The 17397-nt window shown below is 56.9% G+C and carries 18 protein-coding genes and 1 other annotated feature; of the genes, 3 read left to right on the forward strand and 15 right to left on the reverse strand.

The window, feature by feature from the left end; all coding sequences use genetic code 11:
* Positions 1-2: 2 nt before the first annotated feature.
* From PUZ33_RS07270 to PUZ33_RS07285, 4 genes are all read right to left on the reverse strand, one after another.
* Entirely contained in the window at positions 3-359 is a 357-nt protein-coding gene (locus PUZ33_RS07270; protein WP_058681565.1) for a DUF202 domain-containing protein, read from the reverse strand.
* Positions 349-696: a YidH family protein gene (locus PUZ33_RS07275; protein WP_013094795.1), complete on the reverse strand. Its 348-nt coding sequence runs from the start codon at positions 694-696 to the stop codon at positions 349-351. The genes PUZ33_RS07270 and PUZ33_RS07275 overlap by 11 nt, the downstream gene beginning before the upstream one ends.
* 92 nt (positions 697-788) lie before the next feature.
* Positions 789-2111 (reverse strand): 6-phospho-alpha-glucosidase, encoded by a 1323-nt coding sequence (locus PUZ33_RS07280; RefSeq protein ID WP_058681564.1) that lies wholly within the window; start codon positions 2109-2111, stop codon positions 789-791.
* A complete protein-coding gene (locus PUZ33_RS07285; RefSeq protein WP_013094793.1) occupies positions 2108-3730 on the reverse strand; it encodes an alpha-glucoside-specific PTS transporter subunit IIBC in 1623 nt (540 codons plus the stop codon). Before PUZ33_RS07285 ends, PUZ33_RS07280 begins: the two co-directional genes overlap by 4 nt.
* 222 nt (positions 3731-3952) lie before the next feature.
* Here PUZ33_RS07285 and PUZ33_RS07290 point away from each other — a divergent pair, with 222 nt between their 5' ends.
* Positions 3953-4699 carry a GntR family transcriptional regulator gene (locus tag PUZ33_RS07290; protein WP_062676530.1) on the forward strand — a complete coding sequence of 249 codons (747 nt, stop codon included), beginning with the start codon at positions 3953-3955 and terminating at the stop codon, positions 4697-4699.
* On the opposite strand, the gene PUZ33_RS07295 is transcribed toward PUZ33_RS07290, so the two are convergent.
* From PUZ33_RS07295 to ibpA, 3 genes are all read right to left on the reverse strand, one after another.
* Positions 4667-6328 (reverse strand): putative transporter, encoded by a 1662-nt coding sequence (locus tag PUZ33_RS07295; RefSeq protein ID WP_274205310.1) that lies wholly within the window; start codon positions 6326-6328, stop codon positions 4667-4669. The genes PUZ33_RS07290 and PUZ33_RS07295 overlap by 33 nt on opposite strands.
* 165 nt (positions 6329-6493) lie before the next feature.
* On the reverse strand, positions 6494-6922 hold the full coding sequence (gene ibpB / locus PUZ33_RS07300; RefSeq protein WP_013094790.1) for a small heat shock chaperone IbpB: 429 nt from the start codon (positions 6920-6922) through the stop codon (positions 6494-6496).
* 136 nt (positions 6923-7058) lie between these two features.
* A complete protein-coding gene (gene ibpA / locus PUZ33_RS07305) occupies positions 7059-7469 on the reverse strand; it encodes a small heat shock chaperone IbpA (RefSeq protein WP_006177605.1) in 411 nt (136 codons plus the stop codon).
* Positions 7463-7535, reverse strand: a sequence feature (ROSE (Repression Of Heat Shock gene Expression) occurs in the 5'-region of heat shock genes and acts as an RNA thermometer to modulate expression.). (Overlaps the previous gene by 7 nt.)
* Before the next feature lie 248 nt (positions 7536-7783).
* Here ibpA and PUZ33_RS07310 point away from each other — a divergent pair.
* The gene (locus PUZ33_RS07310; RefSeq protein ID WP_020685435.1) at positions 7784-8116 is read left to right on the forward strand and encodes a YceK/YidQ family lipoprotein; all 333 of its coding nucleotides are present in this window, start codon (positions 7784-7786) and stop codon (positions 8114-8116) included.
* On the opposite strand, the gene PUZ33_RS07315 is transcribed toward PUZ33_RS07310, so the two are convergent.
* From PUZ33_RS07315 to PUZ33_RS07350, 8 genes are all read right to left on the reverse strand, one after another.
* Positions 8113-9342 carry a DUF3748 domain-containing protein gene (locus PUZ33_RS07315; RefSeq protein WP_058681562.1) on the reverse strand — a complete coding sequence of 410 codons (1230 nt, stop codon included), beginning with the start codon at positions 9340-9342 and terminating at the stop codon, positions 8113-8115. The genes PUZ33_RS07310 and PUZ33_RS07315 overlap by 4 nt on opposite strands.
* A 50-nt stretch (positions 9343-9392) precedes the next feature.
* Positions 9393-10730: an MFS transporter gene (locus PUZ33_RS07320; protein ID WP_161496901.1), complete on the reverse strand. Its 1338-nt coding sequence runs from the start codon at positions 10728-10730 to the stop codon at positions 9393-9395.
* A gap of 117 nt (positions 10731-10847) precedes the next feature.
* Entirely contained in the window at positions 10848-11996 is a 1149-nt protein-coding gene (dgoD, locus tag PUZ33_RS07325) for a galactonate dehydratase (protein ID WP_013094786.1), read from the reverse strand.
* Positions 11993-12610, reverse strand: coding sequence for a 2-dehydro-3-deoxy-6-phosphogalactonate aldolase (locus PUZ33_RS07330; RefSeq protein ID WP_029883592.1), 618 nt, complete (start codon positions 12608-12610; stop codon positions 11993-11995). The genes dgoD and PUZ33_RS07330 overlap by 4 nt, the downstream gene beginning before the upstream one ends.
* Positions 12594-13472 carry a 2-dehydro-3-deoxygalactonokinase gene (locus PUZ33_RS07335; RefSeq protein ID WP_058681561.1) on the reverse strand — a complete coding sequence of 293 codons (879 nt, stop codon included), beginning with the start codon at positions 13470-13472 and terminating at the stop codon, positions 12594-12596. The genes PUZ33_RS07330 and PUZ33_RS07335 overlap by 17 nt, the downstream gene beginning before the upstream one ends.
* The gene (gene dgoR / locus PUZ33_RS07340; protein ID WP_003861109.1) at positions 13469-14158 is read right to left on the reverse strand and encodes a D-galactonate utilization transcriptional regulator DgoR; all 690 of its coding nucleotides are present in this window, start codon (positions 14156-14158) and stop codon (positions 13469-13471) included. Before dgoR ends, PUZ33_RS07335 begins: the two co-directional genes overlap by 4 nt.
* 226 nt (positions 14159-14384) lie before the next feature.
* The gene (gene yidA, locus PUZ33_RS07345; RefSeq protein WP_020685441.1) at positions 14385-15197 is read right to left on the reverse strand and encodes a sugar-phosphatase; all 813 of its coding nucleotides are present in this window, start codon (positions 15195-15197) and stop codon (positions 14385-14387) included.
* Positions 15198-15311: 114 nt separating this feature from the next.
* Positions 15312-16337 carry a zinc-dependent alcohol dehydrogenase family protein gene (locus tag PUZ33_RS07350; RefSeq protein WP_013094782.1) on the reverse strand — a complete coding sequence of 342 codons (1026 nt, stop codon included), beginning with the start codon at positions 16335-16337 and terminating at the stop codon, positions 15312-15314.
* Positions 16338-16447: 110 nt separating this feature from the next.
* Between PUZ33_RS07350 and PUZ33_RS07355 the strand changes: the two genes are divergently transcribed.
* The gene (locus PUZ33_RS07355) at positions 16448-17395 is read left to right on the forward strand and encodes a LysR family transcriptional regulator (protein ID WP_058681560.1); all 948 of its coding nucleotides are present in this window, start codon (positions 16448-16450) and stop codon (positions 17393-17395) included.
* Positions 17396-17397: the final 2 nt, after the last annotated feature.

A 17397-nucleotide genomic window follows, 5' to 3' on the forward strand; every position in this document is an offset into this window, starting at 1 on the left:
CCTTACCCGGCCGACAGGTGCACAATTTGTTGAATGTGGGTTACCGCAAACAGCAGTGATAGCGACAGCACGGCCAGGGCGATGAGGAACTTATCCCGCACCGCCTTCGGCTGCACAAAATCGTCCTGCGCCACGTCCATCACGTTACGGCTGCGGGTATAGCGCCATAAAATGATGGCCACCAGCGCCAGTACAACCAGTGAGATCCAGAAAGGTAGCCCCGTGCGGTGCCAGTTGTGCTTAATCGCCAGGGCAATCAGCGCGCCATACCCCAGCAGCGTGCGCAGCCACGCCAGCGACGTCCGCTCCGGCTGCAGGCCGGGGTCCGCTTCGCGTCGCGCTTTGCGACTATCCGCCATACACCACCAGCACCATCACCACGCCCGCCACTGTCAGCAAAATCGCACTGATGATCAGTAACCCACGCGTATAGGGCAGATCCTGCTTCAGGCGCATCGCCTTTTCGTTACGCAGCCAGCGCAGATAGCCGTAAATCGCCAGTACGCCCGCAAACAGGCACAGCAGCAGCGCCAGCACTTCACGAATCAACGGCGTGGCGAAATCGGGCGCGAGCTGATCAAGACCGACGCCGGCGGCCAGAAAGCCCAGCGCGGTACGGATCCACGCCAGATATGTACGTTCATTGGCCAGCGAGAAGCGGTAGTCCGGGGCTTCACCGAGGCGGGAAATTTTCATGAAGGCTCCTTGTCATGCTGCAGGCAGGCTTCAGCATAGCGTAAATCGGCCAGGACAAGGAGACCGGCATCAGGCGATGCCGGTCAGGAGGGTTAATGCAGCTCTGGCCAGTAATCCTTATTGGCCTCGATCAGGTCATCCAGAATCGCTTTCGCGACCGACGCGCTCGGTACGGTTTTTGACAGGGTGATTGCCTGCCAGAGTTTCTGGTACGAGCGTTGCTCCCAGGCATCCACCACCAGTTTTTCCACCGCCACCTGCTGGCTCATCAGCCCTTTCTGGAAGTGAGGGATATCGCCCACGGTGAGAGGCTCCGGCCCGTTATGGCCCACCAGACACGGAATTTCCACCATCGCGTCGGCATCGAAGTTATGAATGGCCCCGTTGTTTGGCACAATCAGCAGCATCCGCTCCTGGGTATTAAAGGCAATCGCCGTCGCCAGATCGACGATGTACGAGGCATGTTCGTCGATCTCCAGCTCCCCGGCAGAGGATTTTCCGGCTTCTATAATCGCCCGGCACGAACTGAATACATGCTTCTCACGGTGATCCATAACTTCATTGGCGCGGGTCCGCTCCGGGTTGGCGTGCGCGACCACGTAGTCCGGGAACAGGTAATACTTCAGATAGGTGTTTGGCATGGTATCTGGATCGAGCGCCTGCACGTCTTTGGCTTTGGCGAAGGTATCGTTCCAGCTCGCTTCGGTATGCGCATCTTCCGAAGGCGGAACATAGCCGTGTTTCGCCACGTATTCGCGCAGTTTCGGCATCAGATCGTTACCGTTCAGATCTTCAATCGATGTCCACCAGCCGAAGTGGTTCAGGCCGTAGTAACGCACGCGCATCTGTTTGCGGTCTTTCAGGCCGACAATCTGCGCCATGCGCCCTTCAATACCGATTGGCATATCGCAGATGTTGAGAATTTTGGCATGCGGACGCAGGCGGCGCGTCGCTTCCGCCACAATCGCCGCCGGGTTGGAGTAGTTCAGCATCCACGCGTTCGGGGAGTACTGCTCCATATAATCCACCAGTTCCAGTACGCCGCCGATGGAGCGCATGCCGTAAGAGATCCCACCCGGGCCGCAGGTTTCCTGACCCAGCACACCGTGACGCAGCGGAATTTTCTCGTCTTTTTCGCGCATCGGGTATTTGCCCACGCGGATGTGCGCCATCACGAAATCCACATCGGTAAACGCCGCTTTTGGATCGGTGGTGTAGCTAAACTCAACCTCCGGTGCCTGTTCCTTAAGGATAATTTTGCACGCCTCGGCGATGGTTTCCTGACGTGCGCCATCGTTGTCATAAAACTTCAGGGCACGCAGCGGGAAACGGTCACGGTTGGCTAACAGCATCAGGACGATACCAGGCGTAAAGGTGCTGCCGCCGCCTGCAATGACAACTGAGAATTTTTTCATGATATAGCCTCTGTCAGGGTGGTTTGTTCATTCGTTAAAGGGGTTTTCATCAGCGATTCCAGCTGGTCGCGCACCTGCGGAACGTGCAGGCCAACGATCACCTGTATGCCGTTGCCGCGTCGCACTACGCCGTGTGCGCCGAGGGCTTTAAAGACCTCATCGCTTTGGGTTTGCGCCATGTCGACCAGCGCGATACGCAAGCGGGTGGCGCAGTTGTTGATGCTTTCGATGTTGGCCGCGCCGCCCAGCGCCTGCAGGAATCCGGCGGCTTGGCCGACCTGCTGGCTGGCGGCAGCCGGGGCGGTGGTTTGTCCGCGCGCCGCCTTATAGTCCGCCTTGCTGTAGAGTTTGATTTCACTCTCTTCACGACCCGGGGTTTTGAGGTTCAGACGCTCAATCAGCGTTTTGAAGACTACGAAGTAAAGGCCGGTAAAGCAGACGCCGATGCCGATCTGGGTGAATACCGTTGAAGCGTGGTTATGGAACATGGGGATCCAGTTTTGCGGCAGGAACTGGTCCAGCAGGCCACCGCCCATGTTGCCCACCACGCCAAAGGTGTACATCACCGTCGCCATGGTGGCCGCCAGCACGGCGTGAATGGCAAACAGCAGCGGCGAGATAAACAGGAAAGTAAACTCCAGCGGTTCGGTAATCCCCACCAGCACGGCGGTAAGCGTGGCCGGGATCAGCAGGCCCGCGACCTTGACGCGGTTTTCTGGTGAGGCGGTGTACCAGATCGCCAGCGCAATCCCGACCGATCCAAACACCTTAGCGTTACCGTGCAGCGCGAAACCACCTTCCGGGAAGAGGGTTTTCAGCGGCAGCGTGCTCTGGCTGAACGCCTGAAGATGCTGCGCCCAGTAGACCTGAATCCCGCCCTCAACGGCGGCCGGGCCAAAGATAAACGGACCGTAGACGAAGTGGTGCAGCCCGGTTGGGATCAGAATGCGTTCCAGGAAGGTATACACCCAGACACCGAGCGCACCGGCGGAGCGTAAGAACGCCTGCAGGGACTCAATGCCCATCTGCACTTTCGGCCAGCCCAGCAGCGTCAGCCAGGCGCAGGGGATCATGACGAAAAACGCGATAATCACCACAAATGAGGTGCCCTGGAAAATGCCCAGGAAAACCGGCAGTGGTTTCTCGAAAAAGCGGTTATGGATCGCAGTGACAATACCGGAAATCGCAATCGCCCCAATAATGCTGGTATCAAGGGTTTTGATCCCGGCAATCATCGCCAGCCCGCTTCCCGCCGTCGGTTCGGCGGAAAAGTCGACGCCAAAGAAGTGGCCCCAGGTCATCCCCATCGCGTTGATGAAGTAGTTCCAGGTCAGGAAGCTGATCAGCACCGCCAGACAGGCGCGGCCCTGCGCCTGTTTCGCCAGACCAATCGGTAAGCCAACGGCAAAAATCAGCGGCATATTGCGGAACACCGCCCAGCCGCCCTCTTCAATGATGTGCACGATCTGCGCGAACAGATTATCAGGAGCCGTTAAGGCTTCGCCCACGAAAAGCGGATTACGAAGCATGATGGCGATTCCCACCACGATCCCGGCAAAGGGAAACAGCAACACCGGGGTAAACATGGCACCACCAAAACGTTGTATTTGACTGAGCATCTTTAAATCCTCACGTAACAACCTGTAGGGGAGAGAGGCCTTTATGGTTTTGTGCTGGCCTGAGGTGAGCATAAGAAGTTACTGATGCGCGAACATGGCGTGCCGCTGCGATTCGTGATCGCATTCATGGTTTTATTTTGACCAATCAGGTCTACTTTTCGCTGTAAATATGGACATGTCAGGATGCAATCCACGCCCTGATACGAGCAGAGAGGTCTACTGGTGATCTACAAATCCATTGCCGACCGATTACGGCTACGGCTGAATTCATCGGACTACAACATCGGCAGCCCCATTCCGGGTGAGAAAGCGCTGGCGCAGGAGTTTGGCGTGGCGCGCATGACCATTCGCAAGGCACTGGATCTGCTGGTGAGCTGGGGGCTGGTTGAGCGGCGGCACGGCAGCGGGACGTTTGTAGCACGCAAAGATGTGCACCATGAAACCACCAACCTCACCGGGCTGGTGGAGGTACTGCGTCAGCAGGGCAAAGAGGTACAGAGCAAGGTGTTGCAGTTTGAAGTGATGCCCGCCCCGCCCGCCATCGCCAGCCAGCTGCGGATCCAGGTGAATGAGCGGATCTACTTTTCCCGCCGGGTGCGCTACGTGGACGGAAAACCGCTGATGCTGGAGGACAGCTTTATGCCCGTGAAGCTGTTTCGCAACCTCTCGCTGGCGCATCTGGAAGGGTCAAAGTTTGATTACATCGAGAAGGAGTGCGGAATTACAATTAGCGGCAATTACGAGAGCCTGACGCCGGTACTGGCCGATAAACAACTCGCTGGTTACATGAACCTGCCGGAGCAAACGCCGCTGCTGCGTATTACCTCTCTCTCCTACAGCGACAGCGGCGAGTTCCTTAACTATTCCGTGATGTTCCGAAATACCAGTGATTACCAGGTGGACTACCATCTGCGGCGCATCCACCCGGACGACCTGCTAACTCATCCCCCAGAACAGCACCGCCAGTAGCTGCGGGGTGATGATGCGCAGGAACATGACCAGCGGATAGACCGTAGCGTACGACAGCGCCGCCGCGCCGCTGGTGGCGTGCAGGCTATTGGCAAAGGCCAGCGCCGGTGGATCCGTCATTGACCCCGCCAGCATGCCGCACAGCGTCAGATAGTTCATTTTAGCGAACATTCGCGCCAGTATGCCGACCGTCAGCAGCGGGATCGCGGTGATGAAGATGCCGTAGCCGACCCAACTCATCCCTTCCCCCCTGACCAGGGTATCGACAAAATCGCCACCGGATTTTAGCCCGACGACCGCCAGAAACAGCACAATGCCCAGCTCGCGCAGCGCCAGGTTGGCGCTCGGGGGCATAAACCAGTAGAGCTTACCGACACAGCCGATTCGCCCGAGGATCAGCGCCATAATCAGCGGCCCACCCGCCAGACCCAGCTTGAGGGCCACCGGGAACCCCGGTATATACAGCGGAATGGAGCCAAGCAGCACGCCCAGCCCGATACCGATAAACACCGGCAGCATTTGTACCTGCTGCAGTTTTTGCTGAGCGTTACCGACCATATCCGCCACGGCGTCAATGGACGACGGACGCCCGACCAGGTTAAGAATATCGCCGAACTGCAGGCTGGCTTCCGGGCTGGCGACCAGTTCAAGACCGGCGCGATTGAGACGAGAGATAACCACGTCGTAACGTTCTTTTACCTGCAAATCGCGTATTTTCTTGCCCAGAACGTGCTCGTTAGTTACCACCACACGCTCCACGCGCATGTCGGTGCCACGGGTAGAGAGCGAGGTATCCACTTCCTGACCAATCACCAGCCGCGCGTTGTTTAAATCCCCGGGCTGCCCGACAAGGTGCAGCAGATCGCCTTGCCGGATAATGGTGCCAGGCGCGGGCACCATCAGCATCTCGTCACGTTTAAGGCGCGAGCAGATAATATTGGCGCTGTTCAGGATCGGCACGTCCTGAATCGCCATGTTGTTCAGATTGGGGTTATCGACGCGGATGTTGATGGTTTTGATCGGCATATGGCCGTTGGTGAGCGTGGTTTCGTGGTCCTTCGCCTCTTTGTCGACGTTAATGCGAAAGAGCACCCGAACCAGCCACATGGAGAGCAGAATGCCGCAAATCCCGAACGGATAAGCCATGGCATAGCTCATCCCCATCTGGTCGACAATGCCGGGTTCGATACCTAAGTCGCGCAGAATTTGCTGGCCCGCACCCAGCGCGGGCGTGTTAGTCACGGCCCCGGAGAAAATGCCCAGCACCACGGGCAGCGGAATTGCGAAGAGTTTATGCAGGATAGCGGTGACCAACCCACCCATTACGACGATGCCGAGGGCAAACAGATTGAGGCGTAATCCCGAAACCCGCAATGAGGCGAAAAAGCCCGGCCCGACCTGAATGCCGATGGTATAGACGAAGAGGATCAGGCCGAACTCCTGCGTAAAGTGGAGCATATCGGCGCTGAGAACCAGACCGAGTTTGTCAGCAAAGTGCCCGACAAAAATGCCGCCAAACAGCACCCCACCGATCCCAAACCCGACGCCACGGATTTTGATGTTGCCAATCCATAATCCAACAACAGCGACCAGGGCCAACACGCTGACGGTTAACGCGATATCACTCATGATCCACTTCCTTGCATAACCTTAGTTATGTTAAGGATTCTCTCAGAGGTGAAGGGCGTTGTATGGGTGATGGCGCACAAAAAAGCCCTGCCGGGGCAGGGCTTTAACTTTTCACCCTCTCCCACAGGGAGAGGGCTGGGGGTGAGGGCACCAGCCCGCACAGCATTAACTATTCAGCGCCGGCCGCTCGCTAATGGCGATACGCTGTGGCGCGATGGCTTCCGGCACGTTACGGACCAGGTCAATATGCAGCAACCCGTTGGTAAAGGTCGCGCCGGAGACTTCCATATGATCTGCCAGGGTAAAGCTCAGGCTAAATGGCTGGGTCACCAGCCCCTGATGCAGCCATTTGGTCTCGGTTTCTTGTTTTTCCGGCGACCCTTTCACGGTCAGACGCGTGCCTTCGAGCTGGATATCCAGATCGTCCTGGCGGAACCCGGCCAGCGCCAGCGTGATGCGATAGTGGTTATCATCGCTTTTTTCGATGTTGTACGGCGGAAACGTCTGGTGCTCAGTGGTGCTTTGCAGGGCGTTAGCCAGTTTGTCAAAACCAATCCACTGACGCAGCAGGGGGGATAAATCGTAGTTACGCATACTAAATCTCCTTCTGAGAAGCGAGTTCGGCACAGTTTATTTTTGTGCACAGTTGTTCCTGCAAATCCTTGTGGATTCGCATATGCTCCCGGTTCGGCAAGCAATTCTGAGTGGGCCGCTGACACGACCCGCGGCATTAATTAATTTCGATACGGCGCGGTTTTTTCTCTTCCGGAATCACACGTTCCAGCTCGATAAACAGCAGACCGTTGACCAGGTTCGCGCCTTTAACGTGAATGTTCTCCGCTAACTGGAACTTGCGTTCAAAGTTGCGCTCGGCGATGCCCTGGTAAAGGTAGGTACGTTCTTTCTGCTCAGCCGTATGTGAACCTTTCACCACCAGCAGGTTGTCCTGCGCGGTGATCTCCAGTTCGCTCTCTGCAAAACCGGCGACAGCAATGGCAATGCGGTAGTGGTTTTCATCAACCAGCTCAACATTGTATGGAGGGTAGCCGTTGCTCTGGCTTTGGTTATTTTCTAAATGGTTAAACAGGCGATCAAAACCAATTGCAGAACGGTATAGCGGGGAAAGATCGAAGTTACGCATAAATAAAAGCTCCTGAAATCAGCGAGAAATTTTAGCCTTCCACCATGGACAGGCCATTGCGCCCCCGAACACCCATCAGGCGTGCTCGTTATCGGGTTACATTCTTAAAATGGGTCTGGAACCGGTGTTTTCAACCGCGACGTTCGCACTTTTTTTTGCACTTTTGTGCTTCTCGCTTAGACTGGGACAACAGCACAAAGGGTTAAATTGCGATGGCTGCCACAGTGCGGGGTTATTGGGCTATTCATTTTCAACAAGGCTCGCTATAACCCAGAGTTGCAGGTCTATGCAGTGCCATTAACGATGACTGAGTGATGATGAAAAATGTTCTGATTAAGCTGACGATGTTCAGCGGGGTGGTTTTACTTTGCGGGTGTTCGAGCGTGATGTCTCACACCGGCGGTAAAGAAGGAACATATCCGGGGACGCGCGCCAGCGCGGCGATGATCTCCGATGATGACACGAACTGGGGCACCAAATCCCTGGTGATCCTCGATATGCCGTTCACGGCAGTGGCCGATACGCTTTTGCTGCCCTGGGATATGTTCCGCACGGACAGTTCCGTACGCTCGCGCGTTGAGAAAAGCGAGCAGCAAAATCTGGCAACCAACGCCGTTATCCCGCCCGCCGAGATGCCGCGACGCTAATCCTGTACGGTTTCCGTTAGCCACAGCTGGCGGAAACCCTCTTTCTCCTCCATCCATGCAATAGCGCGCCCGTTCGGGGAAAAGACGACCGCATCGGCAGACGGCGGATTGCCGTGATCGGACGTCAAAAACGTGACCTCTCCGGTCTGCGCATCGCAGCAGGCGATACGATTTTCCAGCACAAATCCCAGACTGTCGCCCGAAGGATGCCAGTTGAATGCCGACTGGATACCGCTTTCGGTATGCGTTAACTGACGCGGCTCGCCCCCCTCCGGTGAGATCAGCCACAGCTGGACAATGCCGTTATCATCACGCATCAGAAAAGCAATCTGCGTACCCTGCGGGTTGCTGCGCACCCAGTGGCGCGGCACGTTCACCAGCCCCGGATACGCCTTTTGATGGGTGAAAGTCAGACGGCGCTGCAGCACACCAGCAGGCGGTGCTGGCATCGTCTCTGGCGTGCCCTGCAATGGCGCATCGCCTGCCTGTTTCCAGCCCTGCTCGTCTTTGGGCAGATCGACAATAAACAGTTCAGGCACTTTTTCGCCTTTCACAGACAGGGTATCGCCAATAAACGCCAGCCTGCCGTTGCCCACCCAGCCCTCTTCATAGGCGCGGTTGATCTCATCGCTGCCCGGCTGTGGGTTCGGCGTCGTGCGGCTTACCAGCACGCTCCAGAAGGTGCCCGGATATTCATGAGGATGGTTGCCCTGCGGGATGACCGGGCCAAAGGGTACGGCGACGCCAACGTTACGTAAATCGAGCTTTGGATCGCGCTCATGCAACACATGGTCGTTATAGGTGAAGCTGACGAACTGCCCGTTCGGGCTAAAGACGTGTACATGGCTGCCGCCACGGAGTGCGCCTGCGGTATAGGGCGCGGTGATATCCATGGCATCGAGGTTGCTCGCCTGGCCGTTATGGACAATCACGCCCTGGCGATGGTGAAAATCGTATTGCCAGTCTGCATCCGGGTTTTTCGGGCCGTGGATAAAGACGTATTTGTCTTGTGCAGGATGAACGGTCACCACCCCGACATGCGCGCCGTGCGTGGCACGATAAATCACCTCAACCTCGCCCGTACTGACGTTTACCCGCTCTATGGTTTCGCCGGTGAACGATGCCCCGGACGGGCGCACATCGTAGACCAGCCACTGGCTGTCCGGTGTCCAGGTATTGGTATTGGTGAGCTGGTGGTTGCGGGAAGCAAAGGTGATTTGTTTCATGGGATACCCTGATGCGCAGTTATCGCATCAGGGTAAAACATCCGAAGGGATTAGCCTACTCGTTTCACGTCGCCGACCAGCAGGATGTAGGAGAGCGCGCCAATCAACGCCACGGCGGAGATGTAGACCAGAGCCGGGCCAAAGCCGTAGTCCTGCGCCAGGTAACCGATGACCAGCGGCACAGTGATCCCGCCGAGTCCACCGACGAAGTTGAACACACCACCGGTCAGGCCAATCAGACGCATCGGCGCCAGAGACGACACCAGCGACCAGGTGATAGAGGCAAAACCGTTGCCGAAGAACGCGAGCGCCATCAGGGTCATAATCCACACCGGATCGTTGGTGTAGTTGGCGCCCATGATACAGGTTGAGATCAGCAGCCCGCAGATAATCGGCGTTTTACGCGCAACACCTAATGAGACGCCTTTTTTGACCAGCTTATCCGCCAGCCAGCCCGAGAGCAGCACGCCAAAGAATGCGGCAAGGAACGGCACGGTGGTCATAAAGCCCGCCTTCAGCGCGGTAATCCCCTTTTCCTGGGTGAGGTAATTCGGGAACCAGGTCAGGAAGAACCACAGCGTCGACGTAACCGCAAACTGACCGAGATAAACCCCCACCAGCTTACGATGGAAGACCAGCTTCCAGTCCGCGCGGGTCAGCGGCTGACGCGCCTCTTTTTTCACTGGCGCATCGCCGTCTACCAGGCCGCCACCGTCGCGGATGTAGTCCAGTTCCGCTTTGGTGATATTTTTTGTCAGACGCGGCGGTTGATAGACCTTGAACCAGATCAGGGACCAGATAATGCCGATCCCACCAGTGACGATAAACACCCAGTGCCAGCTTAGCAGCTCCTGGATCCAGATTAACAGCGGGGTCAGGAACGCCAGGCCGACAAACTGCCCGGAGGTGTAAAAGCCCACCGCAGAGGCACGTTCATGCTCCGGGAACCAACTGGTGACCATACGGTTGTTGGTGGGGAACGCGGGTGCCTCGAAAACGCCGGTGATAGCACGCAGGCCAATCAGCGACATCAGCCCGGTCGCGAAGCCCTGGAACAGGGTCGCCACGGACCAGCCTAAAATGGCGATGAAGTAGGTCAGACGCGACCCCACTCGGTCGAGGAACCAGCCGCCCGGGATCTGGCAGAGCGTATAGAGCCAGGCAAACGCCGAGAAGACGTAGCCCATTTCCGCCTTGGTGATCCCAAACTCTTCCTGAATATGGGCCGAGGCCACGGCAAGGTTGGCGCGGTCAACATAGCAAATGACCACGGTAATAAAGATCATGATTAGCGTCAGGTAGCGGCGACGCCCGGTCTTTGTAGCAGTAACTGGAATATCCATCGCAATCTGTCTCCAGATTTTGGGCATAGCGAAGCCGCTCACCATGCCCTGTAATTTACAGAGGGTTATATTTTTTCTATGTACGTTTTTTTTGCCCGGTGGCGCTACGCTTACCGGGCCTACGAGAGAGTAGTCCGGATAAGCGTAGCGCCATCCGGCGATTTACCACTCGGCTACGGAGCCGTCCTCATGGCGCCACAGCGGGTTACGCCAGTCCGGCGCATTTTTACTGAGCTCAATGACTTTGGCTTCGTCAATGTCTACGCCAAGGCCCGGCTTCATTAATGGTTTGAAGAAACCGCCTTCCATGCTGAAGTCTTCTTTGTTTTTCACAAAGTCGAGCAATTCCGCGCCCTTGTTATAGTGAATACCCATGCTCTGTTCCTGGAACACGGCATTGCGGGAGACAAAATCCACGTGCAGGCAGGCCGCCAGCGCGACGGGCCCCAGCGGACAGTGCGGTGCCAGCGCCACATCGTAGGCTTCTGCCATCCCGGCAATTTTGTAGCATTCGGTGATACCGCCCGCATGGGAGAGATCCGGTTGCAGGATCGCAATACCGCCAGCTTCCAGCACGCGTTTGAACTCGAAGCGCGAGAACATACGCTCACCTGCGGCGATAGGAATATGGGTCTGTTCAGCCAGTTTCGGATAGTACTCCGCCTGCTCGGCCAGGACGGGCTCTTCAATAAACAGCGGACGATAGGGCTCCAGCTCTTTAATCAGCACTTTGGCCATTGGCGCACTGACGCGTCCGTGGAAGTCCAGACCAAACTCAATCTCGTTACCGAAAGCTTCACGGATTTGCGCCACGGTATTCACCGCCCGGTCCACCGCGCGCGAGTTGTCAATCACGCCCATCTCTTCACAGCCGTTAAGCTTAAAAGTATCGAAGCCGATATTGCGCAGCTGCGTAATGCCGTCGATCACTTCCGCAGGGCGGTCGCCACCCACCCAGCTGTAGGCTTTGATTTTGTCGCGTACCAGGCCGCCCATCAGCTGCCAGACCGGGGCATTCAGCACTTTGCCTTTGATATCCCACAGCGCCTGGTCAATACCGGCGATGGCGCTCATCAGGATTGGGCCACCGCGATAAAAGCCCGCCCGGTACATCACCTGCCACAGGTCGTTAATGCGTGCCGGATCCTGACCAATCAGGTATTCCCCCAGCTCATGCACCGCGGCCTCCACGGTGCGTGCGCGCCCTTCTATCACCGGCTCGCCCCAGCCAACCACGCCTTCATCGGTTTCAATTTTCAGGAACATCCAGCGCGGGGGTAAACGGTACGTGGTGAGTTTGGTTATTTTCATTGCACTGCCTCTCGATACGCTTTCACAAATGCTGCCGCCTGCTGCGCGGTACGCTCAACGGACTGTCCGGCGCGATAGAGATCGCTGCCCAGCCCCGCGCCCACACAACCGGCGTTAATCCACTGCGCCAGGTTTTCTGGCGTCACGCCGCCCACGGCAAAGACCGGCACGCTGGCGGGCAAGACCGCTTTCAGTGCTTTGATGTAATCCGGACCAAAGGCCGACGACGGGAAAATTTTGAGCGACTGTGCACCCGCATCGAGGGCGGTAAAGGCTTCGGTTGCCGTCGCGCATCCTGGACACACGGTCATCCCATGGCTCACCGCGCGGCGGATCACCTCGGGGTTGATGTTGGGGGTGACGATGAGCTTGCAGCCCATCTTTGCCAGCCTCTCCACCTGCTCCGGCTGCAAGACGGTTCCTGCGCCAATCAGCGCTTTATCACCAAAGGCCTCCACCACTGTCGGAATACTTTTTTCCCATTCGGGGGAGTTGAGCGGGATTTCCACCGCGTCGAATCCGGCGTCGATCACGGCACCGACGTGCGCCAGCGCCTCGTCGGGGGTAATGCCGCGCAAGATTGCGATAAGGGGAAGACTAGTTTGCCACTGCATGAGCGATGCTCCTTATTCCTGCCTGAAATGCCGTGTCGCCGGATACCGTTGATACTTCACGGCCAATCGCGCGAAACGCCTGCTCGTAGCGCGACGTCAGCGCTGCACCAGCGACAATCGTGACAGCCTGCTCGCACCCGACGAACTCACGCATGCTGGCGACTTCTGCGCCAATCAGCAGGCCAGAAAGAAACTCGCTGACCTGCTCGCGCGGGAGATTTCCCAGCACGTGTGAGGCGCGAACTTCAAAAAGTTGCGGCAAAACATCAGGAGAAGCGATCCCACGATCAAGGCCAGCAGCAAACGCTTCCGGCGACGGAACCTGCTCCGGTAAACCGGCCCCCAACAGCGAATGATTAAGCAGCAAATGGTGCAATTCGCCGGTCATCACGGTGCGAAAATCGTGGATATGCTCTGCATCTGCCTGGACCCACTTGCAGTGCGTGCCGGGCATGACGTAGACAGAAGAAGGAGAAAGCGTGCGCGCACCGAGCAGCTGTGTCTCTTCACCGCGCATCACGTTATGGTTATCGTCGCGCGAGACGCACAAACCGGGAACAATCCAGATATTGTCGCCAACGGACGTTAACTGCTTGCCAATGGCGGAGAAAGAGACAGGAACAGGCAGATAAGGCGCGATTTTCCAGCCCACGTTGCTGCCCACCATCCCCGCCATCACCACGGGCGTGGCGCTGTCGCGCCAGTTTTGTGTGACCTCTGCTAACACCGCCTCGGGGGATTTTCCGTTCAGACGCGTCACGCCTGCTTCTGATTGCCTGCTCTCCAGGCACTGCTCGCCCTGGTACAGCCAGGCGCGCAGATTGGTCGATCCCCAGTCAATTGCGATGTAGCGTGATGTCATGTGATTTCCTTCAGCCTTCGTGTTGAGCTGGCAATCATGGTGAGCGCCGCCTGCTCTGCCGCATCGCCGTCCTGATGCCGTATCGCATCGAACAGCGCTTTATGTTCCTGGAGCGTTTTTGGCATATTGGCCTCATCACCCATCCAGGTACGTTCAAATACTGCTCGCTGTAGCGAGCTGATCGCCACGCTAAGCTGCTGTAACACCGGGTTATGCACCGACTGCAGTACCGCCTCGTGGTAGCGAATATCCGCCTCGTTAAATGCCTCACGATTCTGGTTATTGGCGATCATGTCGTTCAGCGCCGACTCAATCTGCGCCAGGTCACCTGAGGTGGCACGCTCTGCCGCCCAGCGGGCGATAGCCGGTTCTACCAGGTTTCGTACCTCGCTCATGGCGCCAATCAGCCGCGGGTCGTAATCGTTTTCCAGTACCCACTGCAGAACATCGGTATCGAGGTAGTTCCACTGGTTACGCGGAGCAACAAACGCGCCGCGATAGCGTTTCATTTCAATCAGCCGCTTCGCCATCAGCGAGCGGAACACTTCCCGGATGATGTTGCGGGAGGTTTCAAACTCCTCACACAGTTCTGCCTCTGCCGGCAGCGGCGAGCCGGGAACATATTTGCCACCCACAATCTGTGTACCCAGCGTGATGACAATGCGATCGGTTTTATTGAGAGTCATGGAGAGTCCTTGTGCTCTGTAAGTCCATCACTACTTTACCGCGACCGCTGAATTTCGCCTCACTTTTGCAGTACAAACGTGAGGCCTTTCGCCTTTGCCGTGGTGACAATGTAGTACAATCAGTTAATGTTGTACTACAATCCAGATCACAAAAAGAACAATTCAATAAATTCAGAGCCAAAAAAAGCCCCGGTTGATAACCGAGGCTGATGATTAAGGGCGACTGCTAAGACAGGACAAATTTCTCAATCGCGTAAGCCACGCCGTCTTCCAGGTTAGATTTGGTGACGAAGTTCGCCACTTCTTTCACTGACGGGATGGCGTTTTCCATCGCCACGCCCATACCCGCGTATTCAATCATTGCGATGTCGTTTTCCTGATCGCCCAGGGCCATGATCTCTTCAGGCTTAATGCCCAGCGCGTCGGCAAGCGACTTCACGCCGGTGCCCTTATTGACGCGTTTATCGAGGATTTCGAGGAAGTACGGTGCGCTTTTCAGCACGGTGTATTTCTCTTTGACCTCCGCCGGGATGCGCGCAATGGCTTTATCGAGGATCTCTGGCTCATCGATCATCATCACTTTCAGGAACTGAGTGTTCGGATCCATTTTTTCTGCTTCACAGAACACCAGCGGAATGGTAGCGACATACGATTCGTGCACGGTGTAATAGCTGATGTCGCGGTTAGCGGTGTAGAGCGTTGTACGATCGAGCGCGTGGAAGTGGGACCCGACTTCACGGGACAGTTTTTCCAGGAACAGATAGTCATCATAATTCAGCGCGGTTTGCGCAACCGTGCTGCCGTCCGCGGCTTTCTGCACCAGCGCGCCGTTATAGGTGATGCAGTAATCACCCGGCTGATTCATGTGTAGCTCTTTGAGGTAGCTGTGCACGCCCGCATACGGACGCCCGGTGGTCAGTACCACATTCACGCCCTTTGCGCGCGCCGCGGCGATTGCGTTTTTAACGGCTGGAGAGATAGTGTGGTCTGGCAGCAGCAGCGTGCCGTCCATATCGATTGCAATGAGTTTGATAGCCATGAGGTCCCCGGGATAAATGAGTGCTACCTCATGCTAACGCGATTAAGCACACAAAAATAGAGCTACATTGCGCAACAGAAAACCCCTTTTTCCGCAATCCCGGGGAACGTTGACTCACTCGCGGGTGAGGACGATTTTACCAAACGCGCCGCGATCGAGGTGTTCCAGCGCCTGCTCCAGCTGGTCAAAACGGTAGCGCTGCTCAATGACCGGTTTCAGCCCTGTCACCTCCACGGCGCGGACAAACTCTTCCAGCGCACGGCGATGCCCGACACCAATCCCCTGAATAACCGGGGATTTCAGCAACAACTCACCCGCTGATAGCGTAATCTCGCTCCCGGCCAGCACGCCAATCACCGAGATGCGTCCATGAACGGCAACGGCACGCAGGGAGTGCTGCAGGTTTTCTCCCCCCACGGTTTCAATTATGTGGTCAATGCCGCGATCCTGAGTCAGCGTTAAAAGCGCTTCAGCCCAGTCGCCTTTCAGCCGGTTGATACCCCGATCGGCTCCCAGTTTTTTGGCCCGCGCCAGCTTTTCATCACTCCCCGAGGTCACGTAAACCTCTGCACCGAGTGCTTTTGCAATTTGCAGTGCGAAAATCGCCACCCCGCCGGTGCCTTGTACCAGCACCGATTGTCCGGCTCGCAAGTTCCCGCGCTCCACCAGCGCAAACCAGGCGGTTAGCCCTGCACAAGGTAATGTGCTGGCCTCAACGTCATCCAGGGTTTCCGGAGCGGCCACCAGCCCGTTTTCATTCACGATCACGTACTCAGCCAGCATCCCCGGGAAGTACCCTCCGCTCGTTTTATAGGGCAAATGACGGGCATCCGCCTGCGGCCTGCCGTCGATCCACTCCGGGAAGAACGTCGAGATGACGCGAGCGCCGGGTTGAAAACGCGTCACGCCTTCACCAATGCTGTCCACCACGCCGGCCATGTCAGACGCCGGTGTGAACGGGAAGGAAAGCGGGATCGGCATCATGCCTTCAATAACCATTTTATCGCGATAGTTGAGCGCAACGGCATTCACCCGCACGCGCACTTCGCCTGGACCTGGCTTCGGAACAGGTTCCTGGGTGAGTTTAAGATTCTCCCGTCCGAGAGCGTTCATTGACCAGCGTTGCATTGTCTCTGCCATCGTTTTTCTCCTGCCGTTAAATAAGCTTCAGTATCGACAGTCTACCGTTGACTCCTTGTTGCCAGTGGCGATAACTTTTCCCACTATTGACGCCATAATGGAAACAATCCATGACCAGTACGCTGAAGGATATTCCCGTTTTCGTGGCCGCCGTGGAGGCGGGCAGTTTTGCGCAGGCCGCGATCCGCCTGCATTTGTCGCGCTCCGCGGTGGGGAAAAGTATCGCTCGCCTGGAAGAGCGGCTGGGAGTCCGTCTGTTTCACCGCACCACCCGCAGCCAAAGCCTGACCGATAACGGGGCGCTTTTTTACGAGCGCTGCCTGCGCGCGCTGGAGGAGATTAGGGGCGCGGAATCGCTGCTGGAAACGGGGAAGCAGCAGATCAGCGGCCGCCTGCGTGTGGCCATGCCGGTGCTGTTTGGTCGCCAGTGTGTCGCGCCACTGCTGATAGAACTGGCGCAGGAACATCCCGGTCTTGAACTGGAAATGTCATTCAGCGACCGCGTGGTGGATCTCGTAGAGGAAGGGTTTGATATGGCGGTGCGCAACGGCACGTTGCAGGACAGTAGCGTTCTGGTCGCCAGAAGGCTGGGAGAACACCGCATGGTGCTGTGTGCTGCGCCAGAATATCTGCAAAAAAGCGGTCAGCCAGACACCGTTGCTGATTTACCCCACCATACTGCCATTAACTATCTGCGAGCAGGCAGAGTGTTACCCTGGCAGCTGATGGATAACGAAGGGAGATCGCACACCTTTACTCCCCGCTCATCCCTCAATATGGATGATTTGCAGGTGATTTGCGACGCAGCGCTGGCAGGACACGGCATTGCATGGTTGCCCTGCTGGATGGCCCGCAGAGAAATACAGCAGGGGAAACTCATCCCGCTTTTAAAGCAGGCGCCGGACGTACGCTTCGACGTTCATGCAGTCTGGCAACAGACGCCGCATCTGCCACTCAGAGTCAGAATTGCCATCGATACGCTTGCCAGCCGTTTACCGTCAGTGCTGTCGCTGGATATGCCTGCGCCCAAAAAAAGCCGCGCTAAATGCGCGGCCTGAGT

Source organism: Enterobacter cloacae complex sp. 2022EL-00981, assembly GCF_028737495.1.
GTDB lineage: Bacteria > Pseudomonadota > Gammaproteobacteria > Enterobacterales > Enterobacteriaceae > Enterobacter > Enterobacter cloacae.